Source organism: Stenotrophomonas sp. LM091, assembly GCF_001806305.1.
In the GTDB taxonomy this organism is placed as follows: domain Bacteria; phylum Pseudomonadota; class Gammaproteobacteria; order Xanthomonadales; family Xanthomonadaceae; genus Stenotrophomonas; species Stenotrophomonas bentonitica_A.
Genome location: NZ_CP017483.1, coordinates 725314 through 751901, shown reverse-complemented (window position 1 = coordinate 751901; position 26588 = coordinate 725314). Strand labels below are relative to the sequence as shown.

22 protein-coding genes and 1 pseudogene are annotated in these 26588 nt (G+C 67.1%); 12 read left to right on the top strand and 11 right to left on the bottom strand.

Going from position 1 to position 26588, the window contains the following annotated elements; translation table 11 throughout:
• Positions 1 to 9: 9 nt before the first annotated feature.
• The 3 genes from BIZ42_RS03330 to yidD are packed head-to-tail and all read right to left on the bottom strand — an operon-like array spanning position 10 to position 2456.
• Positions 10 to 852 (bottom strand): M23 family metallopeptidase, encoded by an 843-nt coding sequence (locus BIZ42_RS03330; protein ID WP_070425547.1) that lies wholly within the window; start codon positions 850 to 852, stop codon positions 10 to 12.
• Complete coding sequence (locus tag BIZ42_RS03325) at positions 852 to 2198, bottom strand: dihydroorotase (protein WP_070425546.1); 1347 nt, start codon at positions 2196 to 2198, stop codon at positions 852 to 854. Before BIZ42_RS03325 ends, BIZ42_RS03330 begins: the two co-directional genes overlap by 1 nt.
• Positions 2199 to 2456 carry a membrane protein insertion efficiency factor YidD gene (gene yidD, locus BIZ42_RS03320; RefSeq protein WP_070425545.1) on the bottom strand — a complete coding sequence of 86 codons (258 nt, stop codon included), beginning with the start codon at positions 2454 to 2456 and terminating at the stop codon, positions 2199 to 2201.
• Between the two features lie 272 nt (positions 2457 to 2728).
• On the opposite strand from yidD, the gene dksA reads away from it, so the two are divergent.
• On the top strand, positions 2729 to 4000 hold the full coding sequence (gene dksA, locus BIZ42_RS03315; RefSeq protein WP_070425544.1) for an RNA polymerase-binding protein DksA: 1272 nt from the start codon (positions 2729 to 2731) through the stop codon (positions 3998 to 4000).
• A gap of 66 nt (positions 4001 to 4066) precedes the next feature.
• Here the strand turns inward: dksA and BIZ42_RS03310 are convergent.
• The 3 genes and pseudogenes from BIZ42_RS03310 to cysS all read right to left on the bottom strand — a co-directional run bounded on the left by BIZ42_RS03310 (position 4067) and on the right by cysS (position 7273).
• Positions 4067 to 5319 (bottom strand): annotated as a pseudogene (locus BIZ42_RS03310) (MFS transporter).
• Entirely contained in the window at positions 5316 to 5756 is a 441-nt protein-coding gene (locus tag BIZ42_RS03305; RefSeq protein WP_019182830.1) for a SufE family protein, read from the bottom strand. The pseudogene BIZ42_RS03310 and the gene BIZ42_RS03305 overlap by 4 nt, the downstream one beginning before the upstream one ends.
• 149 nt (positions 5757 to 5905) lie before the next feature.
• The gene (gene cysS / locus BIZ42_RS03300; RefSeq protein WP_070425543.1) at positions 5906 to 7273 is read right to left on the bottom strand and encodes a cysteine--tRNA ligase; all 1368 of its coding nucleotides are present in this window, start codon (positions 7271 to 7273) and stop codon (positions 5906 to 5908) included.
• A 255-nt stretch (positions 7274 to 7528) separates the two neighbouring features.
• Here cysS and BIZ42_RS03295 point away from each other — a divergent pair, with 255 nt between their 5' ends.
• From BIZ42_RS03295 to BIZ42_RS03245, 11 genes are all read left to right on the top strand, one after another.
• Positions 7529 to 8101, top strand: coding sequence for a hypothetical protein (locus BIZ42_RS03295; RefSeq protein ID WP_070425542.1), 573 nt, complete (start codon positions 7529 to 7531; stop codon positions 8099 to 8101).
• A 360-nt stretch (positions 8102 to 8461) separates the two neighbouring features.
• Positions 8462 to 9472, top strand: a complete 1011-nt coding sequence (locus BIZ42_RS03290) for an N-acetylornithine carbamoyltransferase (protein WP_019182833.1) — start codon at positions 8462 to 8464, stop codon at positions 9470 to 9472.
• A 131-nt stretch (positions 9473 to 9603) separates the two neighbouring features.
• Entirely contained in the window at positions 9604 to 10797 is a 1194-nt protein-coding gene (locus BIZ42_RS03285) for an argininosuccinate synthase (protein ID WP_070425541.1), read from the top strand.
• Between the two features lie 154 nt (positions 10798 to 10951).
• Positions 10952 to 12040 carry an acetylornithine deacetylase gene (locus tag BIZ42_RS03280; RefSeq protein WP_070425540.1) on the top strand — a complete coding sequence of 363 codons (1089 nt, stop codon included), beginning with the start codon at positions 10952 to 10954 and terminating at the stop codon, positions 12038 to 12040.
• Between the two features lie 73 nt (positions 12041 to 12113).
• Positions 12114 to 13439 (top strand): acetylglutamate kinase, encoded by a 1326-nt coding sequence (locus tag BIZ42_RS03275; RefSeq protein ID WP_046273198.1) that lies wholly within the window; start codon positions 12114 to 12116, stop codon positions 13437 to 13439.
• Positions 13440 to 13444: 5 nt separating this feature from the next.
• Entirely contained in the window at positions 13445 to 14044 is a 600-nt protein-coding gene (locus tag BIZ42_RS03270; RefSeq protein WP_019182837.1) for a GNAT family protein, read from the top strand.
• Positions 14041 to 14994: an N-acetyl-gamma-glutamyl-phosphate reductase gene (gene argC / locus BIZ42_RS03265; RefSeq protein WP_070425539.1), complete on the top strand. Its 954-nt coding sequence runs from the start codon at positions 14041 to 14043 to the stop codon at positions 14992 to 14994. Before BIZ42_RS03270 ends, argC begins: the two co-directional genes overlap by 4 nt.
• Before the next feature lie 73 nt (positions 14995 to 15067).
• Positions 15068 to 16363, top strand: coding sequence for an argininosuccinate lyase (argH, locus tag BIZ42_RS03260; RefSeq protein ID WP_070425538.1), 1296 nt, complete (start codon positions 15068 to 15070; stop codon positions 16361 to 16363).
• Positions 16364 to 16433: 70 nt separating this feature from the next.
• Complete coding sequence (locus BIZ42_RS03255) at positions 16434 to 16694, top strand: YciI family protein (protein WP_046273195.1); 261 nt, start codon at positions 16434 to 16436, stop codon at positions 16692 to 16694.
• 13 nt (positions 16695 to 16707) lie between these two features.
• Complete coding sequence (gene proB, locus BIZ42_RS03250; RefSeq protein WP_070425537.1) at positions 16708 to 17856, top strand: glutamate 5-kinase; 1149 nt, start codon at positions 16708 to 16710, stop codon at positions 17854 to 17856.
• Between the two features lie 115 nt (positions 17857 to 17971).
• On the top strand, positions 17972 to 19234 hold the full coding sequence (locus BIZ42_RS03245) for a glutamate-5-semialdehyde dehydrogenase (RefSeq protein WP_070425536.1): 1263 nt from the start codon (positions 17972 to 17974) through the stop codon (positions 19232 to 19234).
• A 96-nt stretch (positions 19235 to 19330) separates the two neighbouring features.
• Here the strand turns inward: BIZ42_RS03245 and pgaD are convergent, their stop codons facing one another.
• From pgaD to BIZ42_RS03220, 5 genes are all read right to left on the bottom strand, one after another.
• Complete coding sequence (pgaD, locus tag BIZ42_RS03240) at positions 19331 to 19816, bottom strand: poly-beta-1,6-N-acetyl-D-glucosamine biosynthesis protein PgaD (protein ID WP_019182843.1); 486 nt, start codon at positions 19814 to 19816, stop codon at positions 19331 to 19333.
• Complete coding sequence (gene pgaC, locus BIZ42_RS03235) at positions 19813 to 21060, bottom strand: poly-beta-1,6-N-acetyl-D-glucosamine synthase (protein ID WP_046273191.1); 1248 nt, start codon at positions 21058 to 21060, stop codon at positions 19813 to 19815. Before pgaC ends, pgaD begins: the two co-directional genes overlap by 4 nt.
• 7 nt (positions 21061 to 21067) lie before the next feature.
• Positions 21068 to 22963 carry a poly-beta-1,6-N-acetyl-D-glucosamine N-deacetylase PgaB gene (gene pgaB, locus BIZ42_RS03230; protein ID WP_070425535.1) on the bottom strand — a complete coding sequence of 632 codons (1896 nt, stop codon included), beginning with the start codon at positions 22961 to 22963 and terminating at the stop codon, positions 21068 to 21070.
• Positions 22964 to 22973: 10 nt separating this feature from the next.
• Positions 22974 to 25010 (bottom strand): poly-beta-1,6 N-acetyl-D-glucosamine export porin PgaA, encoded by a 2037-nt coding sequence (pgaA, locus tag BIZ42_RS03225; RefSeq protein ID WP_070425534.1) that lies wholly within the window; start codon positions 25008 to 25010, stop codon positions 22974 to 22976.
• A gap of 346 nt (positions 25011 to 25356) precedes the next feature.
• A complete protein-coding gene (locus BIZ42_RS03220) occupies positions 25357 to 26568 on the bottom strand; it encodes an MFS transporter (RefSeq protein ID WP_070427430.1) in 1212 nt (403 codons plus the stop codon).
• Positions 26569 to 26588: the final 20 nt, after the last annotated feature.

Here is a 26588-nt window from a genome sequence, read left to right as displayed (position 1 = left end):
ACCACAGCGTTACTTCCGTTCCAGCACCAGCAGCGGATCGATGCGGGTATCGAACCAGTTCATGCCCCAATGCAGGTGCGGCCCGGTCGCGCGGCCGGTCGCGCCCACGGCGGCAATCACCTGACCCTGTTCAACGCGGTCGCCGACCTTCACGTCGATACGCGACAGGTGCAGGAAGTTCGAGCTGATCCCGAAGCCGTGATCGAGCAGCAGCGTGCCACCGGTCAGATACAGGTCGGGACCGGCGAAGGTGACCACCCCCGCCGCCGGTGCCTTCACCGGGGTGCCGGTCGGCACCGCGATGTCCATGCCCGAATGGCCTGAGCCGGGTTGCCCGTTGTAGACGCGCGCATTGCCGAAGCGGCCGCTGATCCGGCCCTGGACCGGCCAGATGAAGGCCTGCGCGAAGTCGGCGCGGTTGTCATCGCGGGCACGCGCGGCGGTGACCTGGGCCTGCTCACGCTTGATCCGCTCGGCGATCGCCGGGGGTGGATTGACCGTTTTCGGCGGCACGCCGTTGACCCGCTCGGTCGGCCAGTCACGCGGGGTGACCGCAATGCTGACCGTCTCGCTGCCGCCGTCCGGGCGCTTCACCTGCACCTGCAGCGGGCCCTTCTCATCGCGGCCGATGCCGAACACCACGCTGCCGTACCCGCTCACGCGCAGGGTGCGGCCGCCGTACTGCACGACGCTGCCGGCCGGCACCTTGCCGATCACCATCGCGCCCTGCGAGGCACTGGCCGGGAACACCACGCGCGCCTCGGCCTGGGCCATGACGGGCGAGGGCAGCAGACTGCCGATCGCCGCGACGCCGGCGGCCGCCAGGGCCGCACTCAGCAACCGTGCCCGCATCAGCGGTCGAAGCTCATGCGCTGGCCATTCGGCGAGCCCACCAGCTTCTCGCCATCCCATGCCAACTGCCCGTTGACCCAGGTCGAGGCGATGCGCGAGCGGAAGGTGGTGCCCTCGAAGGGCGACCAGCCGCACTTGGAGAGCACGTCTTCACGCTTGACGGTGAAGGGCACGTCTTCGACCAGCACCAGATCGGCGAAGTAGCCCTCGCGCAGGTAACCGCGCTGGCTGACGTCGAACAGCTGCGCCGGGGCATGCGCGAACTTCTGCACGACCTGGGTGATCTCCAGCTTGCCTTCGTGCACCAGCTCCAGCGCGGCCACGAGCGCGTACTGCACCAGCGGCAGGCCGGACGGCGCCTGTGCGTAGGGCTTCTGCTTCTCTTCCCAGGTGTGCGGCGCATGATCGGTGGCGAGCACGTCGATCACGTCATCGGCCACGGCGCGGGTCAGCGCCTCGCGGTCGCTGGCTTCCTTGATCGCCGGGTTGCACTTGATCAGGTTGCCCAGGCGCGCGTAATCGCTGCGGTCAAAGCGCAGGAAATGGATGCAGGTTTCGGCGGTGATCTGCTTGCGGCTGCCATCGGCGCGGATCAGCGGGCCACGTTCGAACAGGGCCAGCTCATCGGCGGTGGAGATGTGCAGCACGTGCAGGCGGGTGCCGTGCTTCTTCGCCAACGACACGGCCAGCTCGGAGGACTTCAGGCAGGCCTCGCGCGAGCGGATGTCCGGGTGCTGCTCGGCACTGAGGGCATCACCGTACTTCTCGGCGTACTCCTTGGCCTTGGCGTCGATCATCGGCGTGTCTTCGCAGTGCGTGATGATCGGCGTGGGCGCATCGCGGAAGATCGCATCGAGCGTTTCCGGGTTGTCCACCAGCATGTTGCCGGTGGAGGCACCCATGAAGACCTTGATGCCCGGCGCCGTCTTGGGGTCCAGCGCCTGGATGTGGGCCAGGTTGTCGTTGCTGGCGCCCATGTAGAACCCGTAGTTGGCGCGTGCACGGCCGGCGGCGGCATCGTACTTGGCCTGCAGGATCTCGGCATTGAGCGTGGGCGGGTTGGTGTTGGGCATGTCCATGAAGCTGGTCAGGCCCCCGGCGACGGCCGCGGCCGATTCGGTCGCGATGTCGCCCTTGTGGGTCAGGCCGGGCTCACGGAAATGGACCTGGTCGTCGATCATGCCGGGCAGCAGCCAGCGGCCGGCGGCATCGACCACGGTTTCGCCCGGACGGGCGTCCAGGCCGGGGCCGATCTGCGCGATGCGGCCATCTTCGATGCGCAGGTCGCCCTGGGTGATGGTGCCTTCGTTGACCAGGCGGGCGTTGACGATGAGCGTGGAGGACATTCAGTGTTTTCCTGTGCAGCGGCAGGCGGCGTCGTGCGCGGCGCGCGGCGGCACCTCGTCGATACCGCCGGGGTGGAAGGGATTGCAGCGGCCCAGCCGGCGCGCGGCCAGCCAGCTGCCGCGCGCGGGGCCATGGGTGGCGATGGCTTGCATGGCGTATTCAGAACAGCTGGGCATGAAGCGGCAACGCGGCCCCAGCAGCGGGCTGATGAAGCGCTTGTAGAAGCGCAGCAGGGCGATGAGCAGGCGTGAGATCACCCCCCAATCTTATTCCAGTTGGCATGAAGGCCGCATTTGTCGCAGGATGGGGCGTTGGACCCGTCCGCACCCACGCGCGCGACGGGCCGCCCCGGCGGTGTCGCCGGGTCAGGTACCGAACTGCGCACGTCGGCCCGCCAGCCAGGTGGACCGGTCGCACGCCTTGCGACTCCGGGGCTGAACGGAGTAGGCGGTGTGGTTGCTGCTGCTGGTCGGGTAGGCTATAAAGGCCCGCTTTCCCGGGCCCCGGGGAATCCAAGGAAGAGCGTTTCGTGGCTGCTAAAAAAACTGCAAAGAAGGCCGTCAAGGCCGCCAAGAAAACCGCCAAGCCTGTTGTAAAGAAGTTGGCGGCCAAGTCCGTTGCCAAGAAGCCGGCCGCCAAGCCGGCGGGCAAGCCTGCATCCAAACAACCGGCTGCCAGGACGGCACCCGTCAAGAAGGCGGCCAGCAAGTCGCCCGCCAAAGCCGTCAAGAAGGCGGTCGCCAAGAAGCCTGCTGCCAAGACGGTGGTGGCCAGGAAGACCGTCGCCAAGAAGGTCGTTGCCAAGAAGTCGACGGTCGCCAAGCCGGTTGCCACGCCCGCCAAGCGCGCGGCGGGCAAGCCGGTAAGCAAGGCGCCCATCAAGAAAACCGCTGCCAGCAAGACGGCGGCCGAGAAGACCGTGACGCCTGCTGCCGCCAAACCGGCATCCAAGCCGGCACCGGCGAAGAAGACCGCGGTCAAGCAGGCACCGGCCACGCCGGTGAAGGCCAGCAAGACCGCCAGCAAGCCCGTGGCATCCAAGCCGGCCGCCAAGCCGGTTGCAGCACCCGTAGTGAAGTCCGCACCGAAGCCGGCATCGCCGGCCCCGGCCAAGTCTGTCCCGGCCAAGAGCGCGGCCAAACCTGTCACCCCTCCGGCCTCCGCGCCGGCGCCGGTCGCAGCCACCCCCGCCTCCAAGGCCCCGCAAAACAAGAATCCCGTGCCCGTTTCGAAATCGCCTGCAAAAACCCCCGCCAAGTCCGAGTCCGCCCCCAAGCCCGTGTCCCGCCCGGTCGGCAAGGTCGCCGTTGCCGTGGCAGCGCGTTCGGCCGCCCCGGCCCCGCGCACCAAGGTGAAGGTGGTGGAATACAAGACTGACGAAGCCACCGGTCGTCCGATCCTGCCCGACGGTTACAAGCCGAGCGCGGAAGAGGAATACATGAGCCCGCTGCAGCTGGAGTACTTCCGCCAGCGCCTGCAGCACTGGCGCAATGATCTGGTCGAGGAATCCAAGCAGACCATCGCGAATCTGCAGGAAGAAGTGCGTGATATCGGCGATGAGGCCGAGCGCGCCACCCGTGAGACCGAGAACTCGCTGGAACTGCGTACCCGTGATCGTTACCGCAAGCTGATCGGCAAGATCAACAGCACGCTGAAGCGTCTGGAAGACGGTGACTACGGTTTCTGCGTGGATACCGGCGAAGAGATCGGTCTGGATCGTCTGGAAGCCCGTTTGACCGCTGAGCGCACGATCGATGCGCAGGAGCGTTGGGAGCACCTGCAGAAGCAGCAGGGCGACTGATCGCGCTGTTGATTGTGCTGTTCTACGAAAAACCCGGCTTCGGCCGGGTTTTTTTTGGCCAAATCCTCAATGCAGATCGCGCAGATTCAACCGCCGCAGCGTCGGATTCTTCCACGCCGTGATGCCGGCCACGCTCAACACCGCAAAGCCCCCAGCACCACCGCCGGGACCAGCCCCAGCAGCTTCGCCATCGTGCCCGCATAGAACGCGCCCAGCTCATTGGACGAACTGATGAAAATGCCATTGATCGACGACACCCGCCCGCGCATCTCCTCCGGCGTCGCCAACTGCAGAATCGTCGAACGCACGACCACCGAGACACCATCGAAGGCACCGTAGAACAGCAGGATCGCCGCCGACAACCAGAAATTCGACGACAACCCGAACCCGATCACGCACAGCCCGAAACCGGCCACCGCGAACAACAGCACGCGCCCTGCATTGCGCTGCAACGGGCGACGCGCCAGCCACAGGCCCACGCACACCGAGCCCAGCGCCGGCGCCGCGCGCAGCACGCCCAGGCCTTCCGGGCCGTGGTGGAGAATCTCGTGCAGGAACGCCGGCAGCATCGCCACCACCCCGCCGAGCAGCACCGAGAACATGTCCAGCGCCATCGCCCCGACCATGATCCGGTTGCCCAGCACGAAGCGGCCGCCCTCGGCGATGCTCTTGAAGATCGGCGCCGCCGGGCCCGTATGCACCGGCTCGGAGACACGCAGCGCCGCCAGGCAGCCCAGCGCGATCAGCGACACGCCGACCGCCACGCCGTAGGCCACCCCCTTGCCGCCCCAGGCCACCAGCACGCCGCCCAGCGCGGGGCCGGCCACCATGCCCGCCTGGAACACCACCGCGCCCAGGCCCGCGCCGCGCGCGTACTGGGTGCGCTCCAGCACACGGGCGAACAGCGCGTTGTAGATCGGCGAGAGGAACGCGCGGACCATGCCGGTCAGTGCGATCGCCGCGTAGATCGGCCACACCCCGTGGAACGGCAGCCAACCCTGGGCCACCGCGGTGAGCACCAGCGCGGTCATCACCAGCCCGCTGCAGGCGACCATGCCCAGCCGGCGGCGGGGCAGGTGGTCGACCAGGTAGCCGGCAAATGGCGCCACGCAGAAGAATGGCAGTACCTCGGCCAGGCCGATCAGGCCCAGCGAGAACGGATTGCGGGTGACTTCGTAGATATGCCACCCGACCGTCACCGCGACGATCTGGTAGGAGAGCATCGCGAAGATGCGATACGCCAGCACCAGCGAAAAGCCCGGGCGGGCCAGCAGTTGCAGGGCGCTGTCGGGCTCCTGCGGATCGGCGGAGAGCGTCACGACTGCGCTTGCGCGGTGTCGCGGATGAAGGCCAGCATCGCCGCCACGCCGTTGCTGCGGGTCGGCGAGAGGTGACGCGACAGCCCGATGTCCTGGATGTAGCTTGGCTCGGTGGCCAGGATCTCGGCAGCGGAACGGCCCGAATACACGCGCAGGGCCAGGTAGATCAGCCCGGAGACGATCGCCGAATCACTGATCGCGTGGAAACGCAGGGCCTCGGCGTTGCCCTCCGGCACGATCCAGACCATGGACTGGCAACCGAGCAGGCGGTGCGCTTCGGTTTTCCATTCTTCCGGGAAGGCGGGCAGCTTGCGGCCCAGGTCGATCAGGTACTGGTAGCGCTCGGACCAGTCACCGAAGAACGCGAATTCCTCGGCGATGGCAGCCTGGGCTTCGGCGGCGGTGGGTTCGAGCGGGAACGGGGAGGTGGGGGTCATGGGGGCTCCGGGTCGGTGTTCGCCGTCCGTGGGTGACCGTGCGTTTGCGGGGGAAGCAGCCTGGCCGTCCGTGGCCGGGCCTGTGTCGTGGCGACGCCCGGCGGACCGGGCAGTGTCTGGCAGCGCCCGACGGTCAGCCGGGCGGTCGTTCAGCGTCTGCGCGACCAGCGCACGCCCTGGGCGGTGTCTTCCAGCACGATGCCTTCGGCGGCCAGCTGGTCACGGATCGCATCAGCACGGGTGAAATCACGCGCCTGCTTGGCGGCGGCGCGTTCGTCGATCAGGGCCTGGATGGCCGCATCGTCATCGGTGCCGCCTGCAGTACCGAACCAGGCGGCCGGCGCCTGCTGCAGCAGGCCCAGCGCCAGACCGGCGCCAAGCAGGGCGGATTTCCAGTGCGCCTTGTCGGCGTCGCCGGCCCTGCGTGCCTCGCCGGCGATGCGGGCCAGCTCGGCCAGTGCCTGCGGCGTGTTGAGGTCGTCATCCAGCGCGGCCTCGATCTCGGCCGGAATCACCGCAGCGGCATCCACGTCGACCAGGTCGCGCAGGGTGCCGTACAGGCGGTCCAGCGTACGCACCGACTGCTCGATCAGCGCGTCGGACCAGTCCAGCGGCTGGCGGTAGTGAGCCGACAGCAGCGCATAGCGCAGCGCCTCGGGGGCATGCTGGCGGACCAGGTCGTGCACGCGCTCGATGTTGCCGATCGACTTGCTCATCTTGGCGCCGCCGAAGTTGAGCATGCCGTTGTGCAGCCAGAACCTGGCGAACGTCTGCCCGCCGTGCGCGCACTCGCTCTGCGCGATCTCGTTCTCGTGATGCGGGAACTGCAGGTCCACGCCGCCGGCATGGATGTCGATGGTCGGCCCCAGATGCGCGGCGGCCATCGCCGAGCACTCGATGTGCCAGCCCGGGCGGCCACGGCCCCAGGGCGATGCCCAGCCGGGCAGCTCGTCGCTGGAGGGCTTCCACAGCACGAAGTCGCCCGGGTCGCGCTTGTACGGCGCCACGTCGACGCGCGCGCCGGCCAGCATCTCGTCCGGGTCGCGGCGCGAGAGCTTGCCGTAATCGGCGTAGGAGCCCACCGAGAACAGCACATGGCCTTCGGCCGCATAGGCGTGGCCGTTGGCGATCAGTTGCTCGATCATCGTCACGATCTGCGGGATATGCGCGGTGGCTTCCGGCTCGATGTCCGGCGGGACAACACCCAGCGCGGCCATGTCCTCGCGGTAGGCGGCGGCGAAGCGGTCGGTGATGGTGCTGATCGGGACCTGCTGCTCGCGCGCGGCCGTGTTGATCTTGTCATCCACGTCGGTGATGTTGCGGGCATAGCGCAGGCCGCCGAAACGGCGCCGCAGCAGGTCGGCCAGCACTCCGAACACCACCGGGCCACGGGCATTGCCGATATGGACGTAGTTGTAGACCGTGGGGCCGCACACATACAGGGTCGGACAGGTCGGATCGAGCGGGGTGAACGTTTCGAGCTGGCGTGTCAGGTTGTTGTGCAGGCGCAGGGTCATGAGGGTCGGGAGCGGGGGTAAGCGGTCGATTTTAGAACGTGTCGGGGCCTTTGGGGGGATGCGGGGCAGGGCATGCAGGCGTTCGCGTCACCACGGCCGCCGGCTGAAGGCTTCAGCCGATCGGCCCCGTGGAGGCGCGCCCCGGGGCCGCGTCTGGGCCCGGCCTATGGGCATACGCGTCACGGAAGGGTAATGTTCAGCCCCTTGTGCCTGGCACTGCCTAAACTATCCCCCTTGTCCTTTTCCTTGTTGCCAATGAAATCCGCTTCGTTGTTGACGCTGGTCTGCCTGCTCGGAAGTGCCGCCTTCGGGGCGTGCGCCCAGGACGGTGAGGTGCGCAACCGGGTGGTGATCGTGGAGAACGTCAAGTTCGACTACGCCCAGGTGCTCAACGTGGAGCCGGTCTTCCAGACCCTGCGCGCCACGCGTACCGAGGAGCACTGCGAGCCGGTCTCCACCCGCACGCTGGCTCCGGTCAACGTCACCGGCGAAGAGCCGCAGGAAGACAAGGGTCGTTTCGGACGTTTCATGGATTCGGTGCGCTCGATCTTCCGCCGCGAAGATGGCAGCACCGATGAGAGTGGCTATTCGGAAACCGTCGTGGTGGAGGCCGCGCCGGCCAATACCGGTCCACTGCTGACCCGGGACTGCAAGATCATTCCGGTGGGCCGTGAGTTCCGCCGCCCGATCGCCTATGACGTGGACTACGTCTACAAGGGCACCAAGTACCGCTCGCGCCTGCCCGAAGACCCGGGCAACCGGCTCAAGATCCGGGTCTCGATCACCCCCTGGGTCGGCAATGAACAGGCCGGCGGCGCCAATCCGTGACCCCTCCCGTCGCCCCATCGGCGACACCTTCAACCTGAATTTCCATTCAGGCCTTGCACCCACCCCGGGTGCATGCAAAGATGGGCGGCCATGAAACTCACCGACTTCCAGCACGACACCAGCGCCGCCCGTATGGCTACGGGCATGACGTCGCGTGCCCGCCGACCGGAACCCCACATTTTCGCTGGGTAACCGGAGCTTCGTGCTGTCTGTTCGGAAAACCCAGCCCCCGCGCTGGGTTTTTTCGTTTCTGCGATCTGAAAAGTTTCATCTGTATGTGTTTTGTTGAGCCCTGACCGCGCCCCGGCGCCCCCAACCTCCGCCGGAAACGGTGGAAAACCAGCCGCAAAGGATCGATCGATGTCCCTGAAGCACTTCCTGAACACCCAGGACTGGAGCCGCACCGACCTGGATGCCCTGCTGACCCAGGCCGCGCTGTTCAAGCGCAACAAGCTGGGCGACGAGCTCAAGGGCAAGTCGATTGCCCTGGTGTTCTTCAACCCCTCCATGCGTACCCGCACCAGCTTCGAGCTGGGCGCGTTCCAGCTGGGCGGCCACGCGATCGTGCTGCAGCCGGGCAAGGATGCCTGGCCGATCGAGTTCAACCTGGGCACGGTGATGGACGGGGATACCGAAGAGCACATCGCCGAAGTGGCCAGGGTGCTGGGCCGCTACGTCGACCTGATCGGCGTGCGCGCGTTCCCGAAGTTCATCGACTGGACCAAGGACCGCGAAGACGAAGTGCTCAAGAGCTTCGCCAAGTACTCGCCGGTGCCGGTGATCAACATGGAAACCATCACCCACCCGTGCCAGGAACTGGCCCATGTGATGGCGCTGCAGGAACACTTCGGCACCCAGGACCTGCGCGGCAAGAAGTACGTGCTGACCTGGACCTACCACCCCAAGCCGCTGAACACCGCCGTGGCCAACTCGGCGCTGACCATCGCCACCCGCATGGGCATGGACGTGACCCTGCTGTGCCCGACCCCGGATTACATCCTGGATGAGCGCTACATGGGCTGGGCCGAGCAGAACGTGGCCGAGAGCGGTGGTTCGCTGCAGGTGAGCCATGACATCGCCAGCGCCTACGCCGGCGCCGATGTCGTCTACGCCAAGAGCTGGGGCGCGCTGCCGTTCTTCGGCAACTGGGAGCCGGAGAAGCCGATCCGCGACCAGTACAAGCACTTCATCGTGGACGAAGCCAAGATGGCGCTGACCAACAACGGTGTCTTCAGCCACTGCCTGCCGCTGCGCCGCAACGTGAAGGCGACCGACGGCGTGATGGATTCGGCGCAGTGCATCGCGATCAACGAAGCCGAGAACCGCCTGCATGTGCAGAAGGCGATCATGTCGGCGCTGGCAGGACGATAAGCAGCACGGCGGCCGTAGAGCCACGCCATGCGTGGCTTCGCGACGCCCAACGAATAGCAGCCACGCATGGCGTGGCTCTACCGCCTCGAAAAACGCATTCCACATTGCATTCCCACTTGGACCTGACCCCCATGAGCAAGAAAGACATCGTCCTGGCCTTCTCCGGCGGACTCGACACCAGCTTCTGCGTGCCCTACCTGCAGGAGCGCGGCTACAACGTGCACACCGTGTTCGCCGATACCGGTGGCGTGGATGACGAAGAGCGCGATTTCATCGAAAAGCGTGCCGCCGAACTGGGCGTCACCAGCCACGTCACCGTCGACGGTGGCCCGGCCATCTGGAGTGGCTTCGTCAAGCCGTTCGTGTGGGCCGGTGAGGGCTACCAGGGTCAGTACCCGCTGCTGGTCTCGGATCGTTACCTGATCGTGGACGCCGCGCTCAAGCGCGCCGCCGAACTGGGCACCAACATCATCGCCCACGGCTGCACCGGCATGGGCAACGACCAGGTCCGCTTCGACCTGGCCGTGAAGGCACTGGGCGACTACCAGATCGTCGCGCCGATCCGCGAGATCCAGAAAGAACACACCCAGACCCGCGCCTACGAGCAGAAGTACCTGGAAGAGCGCGGGTTCGGCGTGCGGGCCAAGCAGCAGGCCTACACCATCAACGAGAACCTGCTCGGCCTGACCATGTCCGGCGGCGAGATCGACCGTTGGGAAGCCCCGGGCGAGGGTGCCCGCGGCTGGTGCGCACCGCGCAGCGAATGGCCGGAACAGGCCCTGACGGTCACCCTGAAGTTCGTCGAAGGCGAAGCGGTCGAGCTGGACGGCAAGGCGCTGCCGGGTGAGCAGATCCTGGCCAGGCTCAACAAGCTGTTCGCCCCGTACGGCGTGGGCCGTGGCGTGTACACCGGCGACACCGTGATCGGCCTGAAGGGCCGCATCGTGTTCGAAGCGCCGGGCCTGGTCTCGCTGCTGGCCGCGCACCGCGCGCTGGAAGACGCCGTGCTGACCAAGCAGCAGAACCGCTTCAAGCCGGACGTGGCGCGCAAGTGGGTGGAGCTGGTGTACGAAGGCTTCTACCACGACCCGCTCAAGACCGACATCGAGGCCTTCCTGAAGTCCTCGCAGGCCAAGGTCAACGGCGAAGTGGTGCTGGAAACCCGCGGTGGCCGTGTGGACGCCGTTGCGGTGAAGTCGCCGCACCTGCTCAACACCAAGGGTGCTACGTATGCGCAGTCGGCCGACTGGGGCGTGGAAGAAGCGGAAGGCTTCATCAAGCTGTTCGGCATGAGCTCCACCCTGTACGCGCAGGTGAACCGCTAAGGCGATGCACCGGGGTGCCGGCCCCTGGCCGGCACCTGGCAACGCCGATCGATGGTAGTGCCGGCCGCTGGCCGGCGCGTGGCACGGCTGGATCATTGCAGAGCCGGCCAGCGGCCGGCACTACCGATGTTGAACCCTACGGATACTCAGACACATGCTTGAACAGACACTCGATCACCTGCAGCAGCTCGTGTCCTTCGACACGCGCAACCCGCCGCGTGCGATCACCACTGGCGGCATCTTCGATTACCTGCGTGCGAACCTGCCCGGGTTCAGCGTGGAGGTGCTCGACCATGGCGACGGTGCGGTCAGCCTGTATGCGGTGCGTGGCACGCCGAAGTATCTGTTCAACGTGCACCTGGATACCGTGCCGGACTCGCCGCATTGGACGGCCGACCCGCACGTGATGCGGCGTGCGGACGATCGCGTGATCGGGCTGGGCGTGTGCGACATCAAGGGCGCTGCGGCGGCCCTGGTGGCCGCGGCCAACGCCAGCGATGGCGATGCTGCGTTCCTGTTCTCCAGCGACGAGGAGGCCAACGACCCGCGTTGCATCGCCGCCTTCCTCGCCCGGGGCATTCCGTACGAAGCGGTGCTGGTCGCCGAGCCGACGATGAGCGAAGCGGTGCTCGCGCACCGTGGCATCAGTTCGGTGCTGATGCAGTTCAAGGGCCGGGCCGGGCATGCCTCGGGCAAGCAGGATGCGGCCGCCAGCGCCTTGCACCAGGCGATGCGCTGGGGCAACCGCGCGCTGGACCATGTCGAGTCGCTGTCGCATGCACGCTTTGGCGGGCTGACCGGCCTGCGCTTCAACATCGGGCGCGTGGAAGGCGGCATCAAGGCCAACATGATCGCGCCCGCCGCCGAGGTGCGCTTCGGCTTCCGCCCGCTGCCGTCGATGGATATCGACGCGTTGCTGGCCACCTTTGCCGGTTTCGCCGAACCGGAGGCCGCGGTGTTCACCGAGACCTTCCGCGGGCCCAGCTTCCCGGCCGGCGATATCGCCGAAGCAGAAAACCGCCGTCTGGCTGCGCGCGACGTGGCCGATGCCTTGGATATCCCGATCGGCAACGCGGTGGATTTCTGGACCGAGGCCTCGCTGTTTTCGGCCGGCGGTTACACCACGCTGGTGTACGGCCCGGGCGACATCGCCCAGGCCCACACCGCCGATGAGTTCGTGACGCTGGAGCAGCTGCAGCGTTACACCGAGTCCGTGCACCGCATCATCGCGCACGGCGCCTGATCGAATGACGCCGTCGTGGTCCCCCACTGACGGAACTCCCATCGCGGCTGCGGCCGCCTGCGACGATATCGAAATGCCTTCTTCCCAGCCCCACCGCCAGACCCGCCAGACCATCGTGCGCCTGCTCTCGAGCATGGCCAGCGCGAAGGAGATCAGCCAGTACCTCAAGCGTTTCTCGCAGCTGGACGCCAAACGCTTCGCCGTGGTCAAGGTCGGCGGCGCGGTGCTGCGCGATGACCTGGACGCGCTGACCTCCTCGCTGTCGTTCCTGCAGGAAGTCGGCCTGACCCCGATCGTGCTGCATGGTGCCGGCCCGCAGCTGGACGCCGAGCTCTCGGCGGCCGGCATCGAGAAGCAGACCGTGAACGGCCTGCGCGTGACCTCGGCCGAAGGCCTGGCGATCGTGCGCCGGGTGTTCCAGGCCTCCAACCTGCAGCTGGTTGAAGCGCTGCAGCAGAATGGCGCGCGCGCGACCTCGATCACCGGGGGCGTGTTCGAAGCCGAGTACCTGGACCAGGCCACCTACGGCCTGGTCGGTGAGGTCAAGAAGGTCAACCTGGCCCCGATCGAGGCCAGCCTGCGCGCCGGGTCGATCCCGGTGATCACCAGCCTGGGCGAGACCCGCTGCGGGCAGATCCTCAACGTCAACGCTGATTTCGCCGCCAACGAGCTGGTGCAGGAACTGCAGCCGTACAAGATCATCTTCCTGACCGGCACCGGCGGCCTGCTGGATGAAGAGGGCAAGGTGATCGATTCGATCAACCTCTCCACCGAGTACGACCAGCTGATGCAGCAGCCGTGGATCCATGGCGGCATGCGGGTCAAGATCGAACAGATCAAGGACCTGCTGGATCGGCTGCCGCTGGAATCCTCGGTCTCCATCACCCGCCCGGCGGACCTGGCCAAGGAACTGTTCACCCACAAGGGCTCGGGCACGCTGGTGCGCAAGGGCGAGAAAGTGCTGCGCGCCACCCGCTGGGACGAACTCGATCTGCCGCGCCTCAAGCAGCTGATCGAATCCAGCTTCGGCCGCACCCTGGTGGCGGATTATTTCCAGAAGACCAAGCTGTTGCGTGCCTACGTCAGCGAGAACTACCGCACTGCGGTGATCCTCACCGATGAAGCGGAAGGGGTCTACCTGGACAAGTTCGCGGTGCTCGATGACGCGCAGGGCGAAGGCCTCGGCCGCGCGGTCTGGAATGTCATGCTGGATGAAACTCCGCAGCTGTTCTGGCGCTCGCGCAACGGCAACCCGATCAATCACTTCTATTACGCCGAATCCGATGGCTGCTACAAGCAGGGCCACTGGAAGGTGTTCTGGTTCGGCGCCGACGGCTTCGACCGCATCAAAGCGTACGTCGAGCATTGCGCCGCACGCACCCCCAGCCTGGAGGGCTGAACCCGATGAATCTTGCCGATTGGACCAAGGTCCCCACGCTGGCCGGCACCCATGCGCGGCTGGAGCCGCTGCAGATGGCGCATATCGATGGCCTGCGCGGCGCACTGGGGGATGGCACCTTGTCCAAGCTCTGGTACACCCAGGTGCCGAGTGCGAAGACCATGACCGCCTATGTCCAGGCCGCGCTGCAGGCGCAGGCCGAGGGCAAGGTGCTGCCGTTCGTGGTCCTCAACGATGCCGATGAAGTGGTCGGCACCACCCGCTACTACGATCTGGACGCCGAGGTGCCGCGCCTGAGCATCGGCTACACCTGGTATGGCGAAGCCGCCCAGCGCACCGGCATCAACACCGAAACCAAACTGATGCTGCTCACCCATGCCTTCGAGCGGCTGGAATGCCTGAGCGTGGTGTTCGAGACCAGCTGGTTCAACGTCACCTCGCGCACCGCGATCGCGCGGCTGGGCGCCAAGCAGGACGGCGTGCTGCGCAACCACAAGCGCCACCCGGACGGCACCCCGCGCGACACCGTCATCTTCTCCATCATCGATGCGGAATGGCAGGGGGTGAAACGCCACCTGCAGCACCGCCTGGACGCACACGCATGAGTACCAAGATCTTCACCGTCGGCATCGTCGGCGCACGTGGCCACACCGGCGCCGAGCTGATCAAGCTGATCGCCGCCCACCCGAGCCTGCAGCTGGGCTTCGTCTCCTCGCGCGAGCTGGCCGGCCAGCGCGTGAGCGATCACCACGGCGACTGGCAGGGTGAGCTGCAGTTCGAAAACCTGGATGCCGATGCCGTCGCTGCAAAGGGCATGGACGCGGTGATCCTGGCGCTGCCCAATGGCCTGGCCGCACCGTTCGTCGCCGCGCTGGATGCGGCCCGGCCGGAGACCGTGATCGTCGACCTGTCGGCCGATCACCGCTTCGAGCCGAGCTGGTATTACGGCCTGCCGGAGCTGACCCGCGGCGATTACCTGGGCCAGAAGCACATCAGCAACCCGGGCTGCTATGCCACCGCGATGCAGCTGGCGATCAGCCCGCTGCTGAAGCAGCTGGCCGGCCCGCCGCAGTGTTTCGGGGTCTCCGGTTACTCCGGTGCCGGCACCACGCCCTCGGACAAGAACAACCCCGAGCTGCTGCGCGACAACCTGATGCCGTATGCGCTGACCAACCATGTGCATGAGCGCGAAGTGACCGCGCACCTGCGCGTGCCGGTCGAGTTCATGCCGCACGTGGCGCCGCATTTCCGCGGCATCACCATGACGGTGAACCTGTGGCTCAACACGGTGGTCAAGCGCGAGGATGTGATCGCGCTCTACCAGAAGTATTACGCCGACGAGGCGCTGATCGAGGTGCTCGACGAAGCGCCGTGGGTCAGCCAGATCGCCGGCCGGCATGGCGTTCAGATCGGGGGCTTCGACGTGGCCCCGGGCGGCAAGCGCGTGGTGGTGGTGGCGACCCTGGACAACCTGCTCAAGGGCGCGGCGACACAGGCGATGCAGAACCTCAACCTGGCGCTGGGTCTGGACGAACTGGCCTCCATCCCGCACTGATTCCCACGGCGCTGCGCGCCCCCTGCGCGCGCCCTGACAACCCGGCGGAGCGATTCCGCCTATGGAGCAAGACATGGCAGACCTTCTGTGGCAGAAGCCCGGCGTGGCGGTAGACGCCAAGATCCAGACCTTCCTGGCCGGCGATGATGTGATCCTGGACCGCGAGTTCTTCCTCTACGACGTGGCGGCCAGTAAGGCGCACGCGCAGGGCCTGGAGAACATCGGCATCCTCGGCAATGACGAGCGCATCGGCCTGCAGCGCGAGCTGGACGTGCTGGCCGAGGATTTCCGCAGTGGCGCGTTCGTGCTGGATGAGCGCTTCGAGGATTGCCACTCGGCGATCGAAGCGCGCCTGACCGAGCGCCTCGGCGATGCCGGCCGCAAGATCCACACCGGGCGCAGCCGCAACGACCAGATCCTGGTCGCGACCCGGCTGTGGCTGAAGGACAAGCTGCTGCGCGTGGCCGAACTGAGCCGTGAGATCGCCAAGGTCGCGCTGGATCGTGCCGAGGCCGAGAAGGACCTCCCCGTGCCGGGCTACACCCACATCCAGCGCGCCGTGGTGTCTTCGGCGGGGATGTGGTGGGCCGGCTGGGCCGAGGCCTTCATCGACAACGCGATCCGCGCGCACGACACGTTCAACCTGGTCGATGCCAATCCGCTCGGCACGGCCGCCGGCTACGGCGTGAACCTGCCGCTGGACCGCGCGCACACTACTGAAGCGCTCGGCTTTGCACGCATGCAGATCTCGCCGATCTACGCGCAGCTCTCGCGCGGCAAGTTCGAACTGGCGGCGCTGGAAGCACTCGGCGGCGCCACCCTGGACCTGCGCCGCATCGCATGGGACCTGTCGCTGTTCACCAGCGGCGAGTTCGGCTTCGTGGCGTTGCCGGCGCAGTACACCACCGGCAGCTCGATCATGCCGAACAAGCGCAACCCGGACGTGATCGAACTGATGCGCGCCACCCATGCCAGCGTGGCCGCGGCCCGCACCGAGATCGAGCAGCTGCTGTCGCTGCCCTCGGGCTACCACCGCGATCTGCAGAGCAGCAAGGGTGCGATCTTCCACGGCTTCGGCCGCGGCCTGGCCGCGCTGGAACTGCTGCCGGCGCTGCTGGCCAACCTGGAATGGCGCGACGACAAGCTGCGCGCGGCGATCGACTCGGGCATGTACGCCACCGATGTCGCGGTGGAGGCAGCCGTGGCCGGTGTGCCGTTCCGCGAGGCCTACAAGGCCGCCGCCGCGGCGGCGGACACGGCAGGGCAGGGGCGAACCCCCGAAGGCAGCCTGGCCGCGCGCGTGTCGCCCGGCGCGGCGGCCGACCTGCGGCTGGATGAACTGCGCGCCCGCTGGGCGGCGCTGGTGTGATCACGACGGCGGCCGCGAGGCCGCCGTTTTTGCAACGTCTCGCCGGGCCTTGCCTGGAGAAAGGAGCGCCATGAAAACCTGTTACCTGGTGATGGTCACCCGTACGCCGGACTTCCGCGATGAGGTCGGTGCCGAACACGCGCGTTTTCTCGATGAGGTGCGTGCCCGCGGCCAGCTGCTGTTGACCGGTGGCTTCACCGACAAGAGCGGCGGCGCCTACGTGCTGCAGGACATCGCCGACCTGGCCGCTGCGCAGGCGCTGGTCGACAGTGATCCGCTGCTGTTGCACGGCAGCGCCACCGCCCGTATCCACGAATGGAGCACGCGCTGAGCGCGCCGACCACATGAACCAGCCCGTGCCTTCGCCGTTTACCGAACAAGCCGTCCCGCAGTGGAAACGCGCCGTACTCAAAGTGGGCAGCAGCCTGCTGGCCGCTGACGGCGGCGGCCTCTCGCCACGCCACGCACTGGGCCTGGCCCAGTTCGTCTCGGCCAACGTGTTGGCTGGGCGCGAGGTGGTGATCGTATCCTCCGGCGCGGTTGCGGCCGGAAGGGCGATCGTGCCGCGCGCGCTGGAAGCCGGCGCGGCGATGGCAGCGCGGCAGGCGCTCGCGGCGCTGGGCCAGGCACAGCTGATCGGGCTCTGGCAGCGCTTTTTCGAACGCCCGGTGGCGCAGGTGCTGCTGACCCATGATGACCTGCGCAACCGCCGCCGTTACCTCAACGCCCGCGCCACGCTCAACGAGCTGTTGCGGTTGGGCGCGCTGCCGGTGGTCAACGAGAACGACACCGTCTCGGTGGATGAGCTCAAGCTCGGCGACAACGACAACCTCGCTGCGACCGTAGCCGCGTTGATCGACGCCGATGTGCTGTTCATCGCCACCGATATCGACGGCCTGTACAGCGCCGACCCGCGTCGCGATCCGCAGGCACGGCCGATCCATGACGTGCCCGAGTTGACCGTGGAGGTCCTGGCGATGGCCGGCGGCGCCGGCAGTGGCGCCGGCACCGGTGGCATGCACACCAAGCTGGAAGCCGCAGCCAAGGCCGGGCGGGTGGGCATCGAGACCTGCCTGTTCAACGGGCGCAGTGCCGAGGTGGTGCGTGCGCTCAGCCAGGGGCGGTTGTTCGGCACCCGCATCCATGCCGCCCAGACCCGGGTGGCCGCGCGCAAGTACTGGCTGCGGCACGCGCCGCTGGAGCCGGGCGCGATCCTGGTCGATGCCGGCGCAGCCGATGCGCTGCGCGGCAAGGGCGCTTCGCTGCTGCCTGGCGGGGTGCTGGGCGCCGAGGGCGACTTCCGCCGCGGGGACATGGTCGAGATCCGGCAGCGCCTTGATAGTGGGGAGGTCTGCCTGGCGCGCGGCGTCAGCCAGTATTCGGCCAGCGACATCCGCCGCGTCGCCGGGCGCCACTCGCGCGACATCGAGAGCGTGCTGGGCTACAACTACGGTGGCAATGTCATCCACCGCGACGATCTGGTGTTGCTGTAAAGCGTAAGAACATCCACGGTAGAGCCACGCCATGCGTGGCTGCGCAACCTGGGTCCGTTCGACATCCCCCGGCCACGCATGGCGTGGCTCTACCGTTTTTTCCGAGGATATTGAGATGGTCGCCAGCTCCACCACCGACATCCGCAGCCAGGCGCTGGCCTGCCGGGACGCTGCCCGGCAGCTGGCGCAGTTGTCTGCGTCGGCCAAGGCCGATCTGCTCGACGCGATGGCCGCCGCGCTGGAAGCCGATACCGATGCGATTCTCGCGGCCAACGCACGCGATCTTGCGGCGGCGACGGAAAAGGGCATCGGCACCGCGATGCTGGACCGCCTGGCACTGAACCCACAGCGTCTGGCCGGTATCGCCGCCGCGCTGCGCGAGGTTGCTGCGTTGCCCGATCCCGTCGGGCAGGTGACCCGCGATGACGTGCGTCCCAATGGCATCCGGGTGCAGAAAGTGCGCGTGCCGCTGGGCGTCATCGCGATGATCTACGAAGCGCGCCCGAACGTGACCGCCGACGCCGCCGCGCTGTGTATCAAGGCCGGCAACGGCGTGATCCTGCGCGGTGGCTCGGAGGCGATCCACTCCAACACTGCCATTGCCGCCTCGCTCAAGCGCGCGCTGCGCGAGGCGGGCGTCGCCGATGCCGCACTGACCCTGGTGGAGGATCTGCGCCGCGAGACCATGCTTGCCCTGCTGCAGCTCAACGATCTGATCGATCTGGCGATTCCGCGCGGTGGGGAAGGCCTGATCCGCTTCGTGGCCGAGCATGCCCGTGTGCCGGTGATCAAGCACTACAAGGGTGTCTGCCATCTGTACGTGGACCGCGCCGCCGACCCCGCGCTTGCGCTGCGCCTGCTGGTGGACGGCAAATGCAGCCGACCCTCGGCCTGCAACTCGCTGGAGACGCTTCTGGTCCATGCCGACCTTGCGCCGCACTTCCTGCCGCTGGCCGCGCAGGCACTGGCCGAGCGCGGCGTGCGGGTGCGCGCCGACACGGTGGCGCGGCAGTGGCTGCCCGATGCCGAGCCGGCCAGCGAGGAGGATTACGCCGCCGAGTATCTGGATCTGATCATCGCCGTGCGCGTGGTCGATGACCTGGAACAGGCACTGACGCATATCCAGCAGTACAGCTCGGACCATACCGAAGTGATCGCCACGGAAGACGCCGCGGCAGCCGAGCACTTCGTGCATGCGCTGCGCTCGGCGGTGGTGATGGTCAACGCCTCCTCGCGCTTCTCCGACGGGGGCGAGCTGGGCCTGGGTGCGGAGATCGGCATCTCCACCACCCGCCTGCACGCCTATGGCCCGATGGGGCTGGAGGCGCTCACCGTCGAACGCTTCGTCGTCCGCGGCGAAGGCCAGACGCGCGCGTGACCCGGTAGAGCCGGCCGCTGGCCGGCTCCTTCGCATCCTGGCAATCCGTGGCGCCGGCCAGCGGCCGGCACGACCGGTCGGCCAACACCCGCGCGATTACCGGTATGCGACCGCCAATGCCCCCGCGGTGACCCGTACCGGCCGCGCGTGCTCGTCCATGTGCAGCGTCACCGACTTGCCATCGGCGAGCGACGCGGCCACCGCCACGCTCGCGCCGAGGTCGTGCGCCATCTCCTCGCGGGTCACATCGTCATGCGGCAGCCGGCGCTCCTTGCCGGTGAACCGCATGCGGTTGTACTCGGCCCAGGCGATCAGCAGCGCCGCGCAGCACACCAGCATCACCGGCAGCGCGATCACCACGAACGGATCGACCGTCTGCTTCTGTTCGTACAGCTGCGCCCACGCCATCCGCCCGCCGAGCAGCCACGAGATCAGCGTGACCAGCGGTGCCCACAGGTAGAAGTAGAACGCCCAGAAGGCGATGGTCACAAAGCCCCAGGCGGTGCGCTGCAGGCGCGGTTGCTGGCGCGGTTTCTGGATCAGCCGCGAATCGAAGCGGCGGGTGGATTTGACGGTGTTCATCGGATACCCCGGTCAGGACTGACCCAGACCGCGCGCTTGCCACGACGTTTGAACAACGTCTTGGGGAACGCCACCAGGGTCGTGAACAGACTGATGAGCCAGTACGCCATCGGGTACCAGATCACCCAGAAGTAGTTACGTCCAATATGCGTTTCGTAACGGCGGTCGATGATCAGGCTGCTGGCGAACTGCATCAGGCAGACCAGGGCCAGGATCACGCCATGCCACTGCGGCAGCAGCGTGGCGATGTACAGCTCCGGCGGCAGCACCATGAACTTGCCCACCGCCCACAACACGATGATCGCCAGCATCGTGTAGGCCCACAGCACGCTGAGGATGTACTCCAGCAGCACGCCCCACATGCGGCGCTTGCGCCAGTGGAACAGCGAGCCGCCATGCCGCAGCAGCACTTCCACACCGCCCTGGGCCCAGCGCAGGCGCTGCCGCCACAGCCCTTTCAAGGTTTCCGGCATCAGGATGAAGCACAGCGCATTGGGCTCGTAACGGATGTCCCAATGGTCCAGCTGCAGGCGCCAGCTGATGTCGATGTCCTCGGTCACCATGTCATCGGACCAGTAACCGATCCGGTGCAGGGCCGTGCGACGGAACGCGGCAATCACCCCGGAGATGGTGAAGATGCGCCCGTACACCCGCTGCGCCCGCTTGATCATGCCGATGATCGAGGAGAACTCGGCCACCTGCAGCCGGCCCAGCAGGGTGGAGCGGTTGCGGATGCGCGGGTTGCCGGTGACCGCGCCCACGCGCGGGCCCGAGGTCAGGTGCCACACCATCCAGTGCGTGGCGTACTCCTCCAGCATCGCATCGCCATCGATGCACACCAGGAACTCCGAACGTGCCGCCAGCGCGCCCATGCGCAGCGCATTGGCCTTGCCCAGGTTGCGGTCCAGGTGCACCACCCGCAGCCGCGGGTGCAGGGCGGCCAGCGCATCCAGCCGCGCGCCGGTATCGTCGCTGCTGCCATCGTTGATGGCGATGACTTCGAAATCCGGGTAATTCTGCTTGAGCGCCGAGCCCAGCGTGTCGTCCAGATTCTCCGCTTCGTTGTGGCAGGGGATCAGGATCGAGGCGAACGGATAGACATCCATCGGCGGCGGGTCATCACGGTCACGGGCCTTTCGCTCGCGCCGGAAGAAGTAATACAGGCCGCCGGACATCCAGAAGAACGCCATCACCATCGGGTAGAAGAAGGCGAACTGGAACAGCGCGTAGAGAAGAGGATGCATGGCGACCTCACTTTTCCTCGTACGGGAAGCTGCGGGCCGACATGGCCGCGCGGGCGTCATACGTGGAGGGACGTCCGGCGATGAAGTCATCCGGATACCAGGCGAAATGACGCACGCCCTGCGCCTGTAGACGACGGATCTGCGCGCGCAGGCGGTCGCCGGGGATCGGCTTGCCGGTGCGCCAGTCCAGCGTCTGCAGCTCGAACATCGTCTGCGACAACTGCGGATCGTGCTGCTTCACCGCCACCACCAGCCGGTCCAGCCAGCGTTCCGGGCTGCGGCTGCCTTCCATCCACGGCATCGCCATCAGGGCGGTGTGGTCGTAGGCCTTGTTGAACAGGTCCAGGCGCTGGGCGAACCAGCTGGCGCTCTGCGGTTCCAGCACCGGCTGGGCATACAGGTTGCGCACCGTGCCCAGCTTGGGCCGCCAGCGCTGCGCGGCGTTGCGCAGCTCCAGGGTGAAATCGATGAGTGCCTGGGTGCGTGCACCGTCATCGCCTTCGGGCGGCAACTGGGTCAGCTCGGTGTCGCGCAGGTAGGCGTCATCGTGGAAGAGCAGGCCCTCGAAGTAGGAGTTGATCGCCAGGTCTTCGTAGATGTCATTGATGATCCGGCGCACCTGCGGCCGGGTGAAATCCAGCCGGAAGATGCCATCGCTTTCCGGGCTCTCGATGGCCAGGGCCTTGCGGATGGCCGGGTCTTTGAGCTCGTAACCCAGCACCGGCAGCCACGCGAACACCTTCACCCCGGCGCGCGTCTTGAGCTGCCATGCCACGCGGTTGAACAAGTCCGCACGCATCGGCAGATGCCGGTTGGGGAAGTACAGCGCATCGGCCGAGCCATTGCCGTCCGGATCGGCGAAGGCCTGCAGGAACACGTGGGTCGGGCCGATCTTCTTGACCCGGTCGATCAGCGCATCCAGGTTCTTGCCCTGTTGCACCGGGTCGGTATCGTAGACGGCATCCAGGTCGATCTGCAGCGCACGCATGCCATCGCGTTCCACATCCCGGCGCAGTTCGTAGGCCAGCTGCACCACGGTCGGGTTGTTGGTCACCAGCAAGCGCGCCAGGCCATGCAGATCACGTTTGACCGGCGTGCTGCGCCCTTCCAGGTCGAACGACACCGGCATGCCCAACTGCTCGGCGATATCGTTGCTCAGTGCGTTGTAGGCGGCGTACGGCCATACGATCGCCTTCGGGGTGACCCCGACATTGCGCTGGATGCGCTCCACGCTGCGGCCCAGGTCGGCGCGCAGGCGGGCTTCGTACTCGGCCGCGGTTTCATAGGTCTTGCGGGTCGGGTCGTAGATGCGCGTGATCACCGCCGGCGTGGAGTTGCCCTGCGGGTTGGACTGCACGCCATGGTGCAGGTTGTCGGTGTGGCTGGCCAGTTCGATCAGCCCGCTCTTCTGCATCTCGCGCAGCTGCGCCCAGGTCAGGAAATCATCGCGGGTGAACGGGCGGTAGCCGTAATCGATCTGGCGCCCGGCCGGCATGTCCACGTAATCGGTGATCACGGCGACCAGCGCCGGATAGTTGTAGGCGCGCAGCAACGGGAAGACCTTGCTGTACACACTGCGCAGGCCGTCATCGAAGGTCAGCAGCACCGGCTTGGGCGGCAGCGGCGTGCCGCCCTGCGAGGCGGTGATCAGCTGCGACAGCGAGACCGGGTGATACCCGTGCGCGGACAGCCAGTCCAGGTGCGCGGCGAAGTTCTGCGTGCTGACGGCATACGCATCCGGGTCGCCGCGTTCGGCCACCTCATCGCGGACGTCGTGGTAGCTGAGCACCAGCAACCCGTTATCGGCCGCATCAAGCATGGCCGGTCGTTGCTGGGCCTGGGCCGGCAGCACGACGGTGAGCAGGGCCAGCAACAGCCAGTGGGTCCAGCGTTTCAAGTCCATGTGCCGCATGTCATTCTCCCCACCGCAGGCCGGCATCCAGGCCGATGTGTCGTTCACGCTGCCCGTCATAGACCGGTCGCGACCAGCTGATGCCGTACTCGAAAATGCGTCCTTCGCCGAGCTGCCATTCGTGGCGGTACTCCGCCGAGGGCACGATCGCGCTGCCATACCCCTGCTGCCAGTACTGGCCCACCGAGACCGTCAGGCGATGCCGGAAGTGGCGTTCGTAGTGGCGCCACAGCTGCTGGTCCACGCGCAGGCCGATTTCCACCGAGTGATCCTCGGACGGATTGAAGTAGGGCACGTCGTCGCGGCTGCCGCGGCTGGCGTACAGGCTGCCAAGGCCGTCCAGGAACACGGTGGGCCGCGTCATCAGGCGCTGCTCGATGGCGGTGCTGACGGTATCGCGGCGGTTGCCGTCGTCGTAACGGAACTGGCTGGCGCCCAGGCTCCAGTGGGTACGTTCATCGCGACGATAGTCCGCCGCCAGGGCGATGCTGTCGGCGGTGAGGCCCGAGACACGTGCCTGCATCGAGGCATCCGGATCGTTGCGTGCGGCCGTGATGCCGGCATGCCATTGATCGCTGAACTGCCAGCCGAACCCGGCGCTGAGGCCGGTATCGCCGATGTGGTCATTGGCGCGGTTGACGAAGGCTTCGGCATCGGCGCGCCCGTAGCGGTAGCGCGTGCCCACGCCGACCCGCAGCGGGTCGATGGTCTGGTCCTGGAAATCCACGCTGCGCCGGTCGGCGAAGGCGACCAGCCGCCAGCGGTCGTCCAGGACCGGCGACTGCACTTCCACGCCGTAACGACCGTCGTCGTTGCCCAGCGGTGAGGCTCCGCTACCGCCCGAGCTGCGGCCGCCTTCGGCGTAGGCATGCCATTGCCAGCCGCGGTGCGCACGCCAGCTGCGGTCCATGCGCTGCACGGAAGGCTGGTTGGGGTAGGCGGCAAGCAGGGTGTCGTGGAGGGGGCGCGCCAGGTCATCGCGCTGGATCTGCACGTAGGCGTCGTACTGGCCCAGCCGCGCCGGGACGTCACGCGGGTCCAGCGTGTTGGCCATGCTGTAGCGCTCCAGCGCCCGGCGTGGCCAGCCGCGCATCAGGTAGATGTTGCCCAGCGAAGACTGCGTGCCGGTGTTGCCCGGCCCGATCTCGACCATCTTCTCCAGGTCATGCTGGGCGGTGGGCAGATCGCCGCTGTAAGCGCGCACCATGGCCAGGTTGAGATCGGCCTCGTAGCGCGGCCAGTTCGCATACGGCGCTTTGGCACCGTTTGCCCAGCGCCAGGCCGGCTCATCGGCCTGCCACTTCTTCAGCAGGGCGATGGCGGTATCAGCCTGCTCGTCTTCCAGATAGGCGTAGGCCAGTTCCGACCGCGCCTGCGGCAGCGACGGATCGGCCTTGAGCGCCGCTTCCAGTACCGGGATCGCCTCGGCGGGATGCTGGGTGGCCATCAGCGAATCGCCGACGGCGGCCAGCAGGTAATTGGGAACGGGGTGCCCCTCGGCGAGCAGGCTGCGGTACTCATCGCGTACCTGTGCATGGCGGCCCAGCCGGTTGAGCAGGATCAGGCGGTCGTAGCGGATTCTCAGCGGGGCCTGCTGCACGGTGGTGCCGTCGCGCTCGAGGTACTGCTGCATCTGCACCAGGGCCGCATCGGCTTCATCCAGGCGGGTGTCCTCGCTGGGGCCGTAGGCCAGGCTCCAGCCCACGAGTTTGGCCAGGTAATTGCCTTCCAGCCGTTCTTTCTGGGCGGCGTCGAACAGGTCCGGTCGTGCCAGGTACAGCTGCCAGGCGCGGTGCGCGTTGCCGATGTCGGACAGGGTCAGCACCTGCAGCCGATACAGCAGTTCGTCGTCGGGCGATTGCACCCGGGCCCGCTCGATCACGGCCAGCGCATCCAGCCAATGGGCCTGGTCACGGTAGTGGCCGATCTCGGCCAACGCATCCGCCCGCGGGTCGGCGGATGCCGGAGCCGGAGCGGAGAAAGCGAGTGCGGCGCATGCCAGGCCGACGCTGAGCGCCAGCGGCCGATGGTCGTACATGGAACCCCCCTTGGAGCGTCCTTTCAAAAGTGCGTAGCGTCAAAAGTGTGACGCACATCACATGCCAATCGTGCCTGACTGCGCAGTTGTTGCCAAATCGTCAAGACGCGGGTACGACCGATCAGCCCCCGGGTGGAACCCGGAGGGGAGAGGCAAGTCATTGAATTGCTACACGTTCAACCCATGTCGCCAGCATGGAAAGCGCACTCCATCGCGATGAAGCTGTTCAGCCGGCTGGCGGCGCCAGCGGCTCCGAACACTGCCCGGTGCAGCACACCGGGTCAGTTAGCGACACGCTACGTCAGCAGTTGCGCACAACGCGTGTAGATGGACGCGCCAGCGGCGCTTACCACTGGTCTTCGAGCTTCTGCGGTTTGCAGGCGACCCACGAGGCGCACAACAGCACCACCGCGCACAGCACCAGGAAAGCAAACGGCAGGTGCCAGCCGTCGCTGACGGCATGCAGCCAGCCGAACAGGAACGGGCCCAGGCAGCTGAAGGCATAGCCCACGCCCTGCATGAAGCCGGACAACGCGGCAGAGCCGGCGGGCGTGCGGGTACGCAGGTTGATCAGGGTCAGCGCCAGCGGGAAGGTGGACGGCCCGATGCCGAGCAGCACCGCCCACAGCCACGGGGCCTTCATCGGCGCGAACAACAGGCCGGCGAAGGCGATCAGGAACGCGCTGAAGCCGATCAGCACCAGCCCGAACGGGTTGCGCAGGCGCACGGCCAGGGCCGGCATGGTCAGCGACGGCAGCAGGCCGCAGGCCGCGAAGATGGCCACCATGATGCCGCCGAAGGCCGGCGTCGCACCGGCTTCGACCACGATCCGCGGCAGCCAGGTGAACATCGAGTACGTCATCAGCGAGGTCATGCCGAACATCAGCGTCATGCCCCAGGCCAGCGGGGTTTTCCAGACCTTGCCGTGCGGCGCGCTGGACGGATCGTTGGCCGCGCTGATCGTGTCCGGGTGCGGCCGTGCACGCGAGAGCATCAGCCACGGCAGCGCCGCGGCCAGCGACATCAGCGCCCAGATGCCGAGCGACACACGCCAGCCCGCCTGCTGCGCGACCGGGACCGCCAACAGGGCCGGCATCATCGTGCCGATCTGCAACACGGTGATGTAGAGCGTGCTCATGGTGCCCACGCGGTTGGCGAAGTAGCGCTTCACCAGCGGCGGTACCACCACGTTGCCGATGCCCATGCCGGCCAGCGCCACCACCGAGCCGAACAGCAGGCTGCCCACGCCGCCGGCCATCGACCGCAGCAGCAGCCCTGCGGTGGCCAGGCTCATGGCCAGCAGGGCGGTCCGTTCCAGGCCCAGGCGACGCGCCACTGCCGGGGTGGTCACGCCGAACAGGGCGAACGCTGCGGTCGGCAGCATGCCAAGCACGCCGGTCATGGTGGTGCCGAAGCCGAAGGTCTGGCCGAGCACATCCAGCAGCGGGGTCAGCGAGGTGACCGCGGTGCGCAGGTTCAACGCGGCCAGCAGGATCGCGGCGAATGCAAGAAGGCGCCCGTGCAGCAGGGACTGGGACGGTGGGGTGGGGTGAGTCATCAGCATGTTTCCTGACAGGT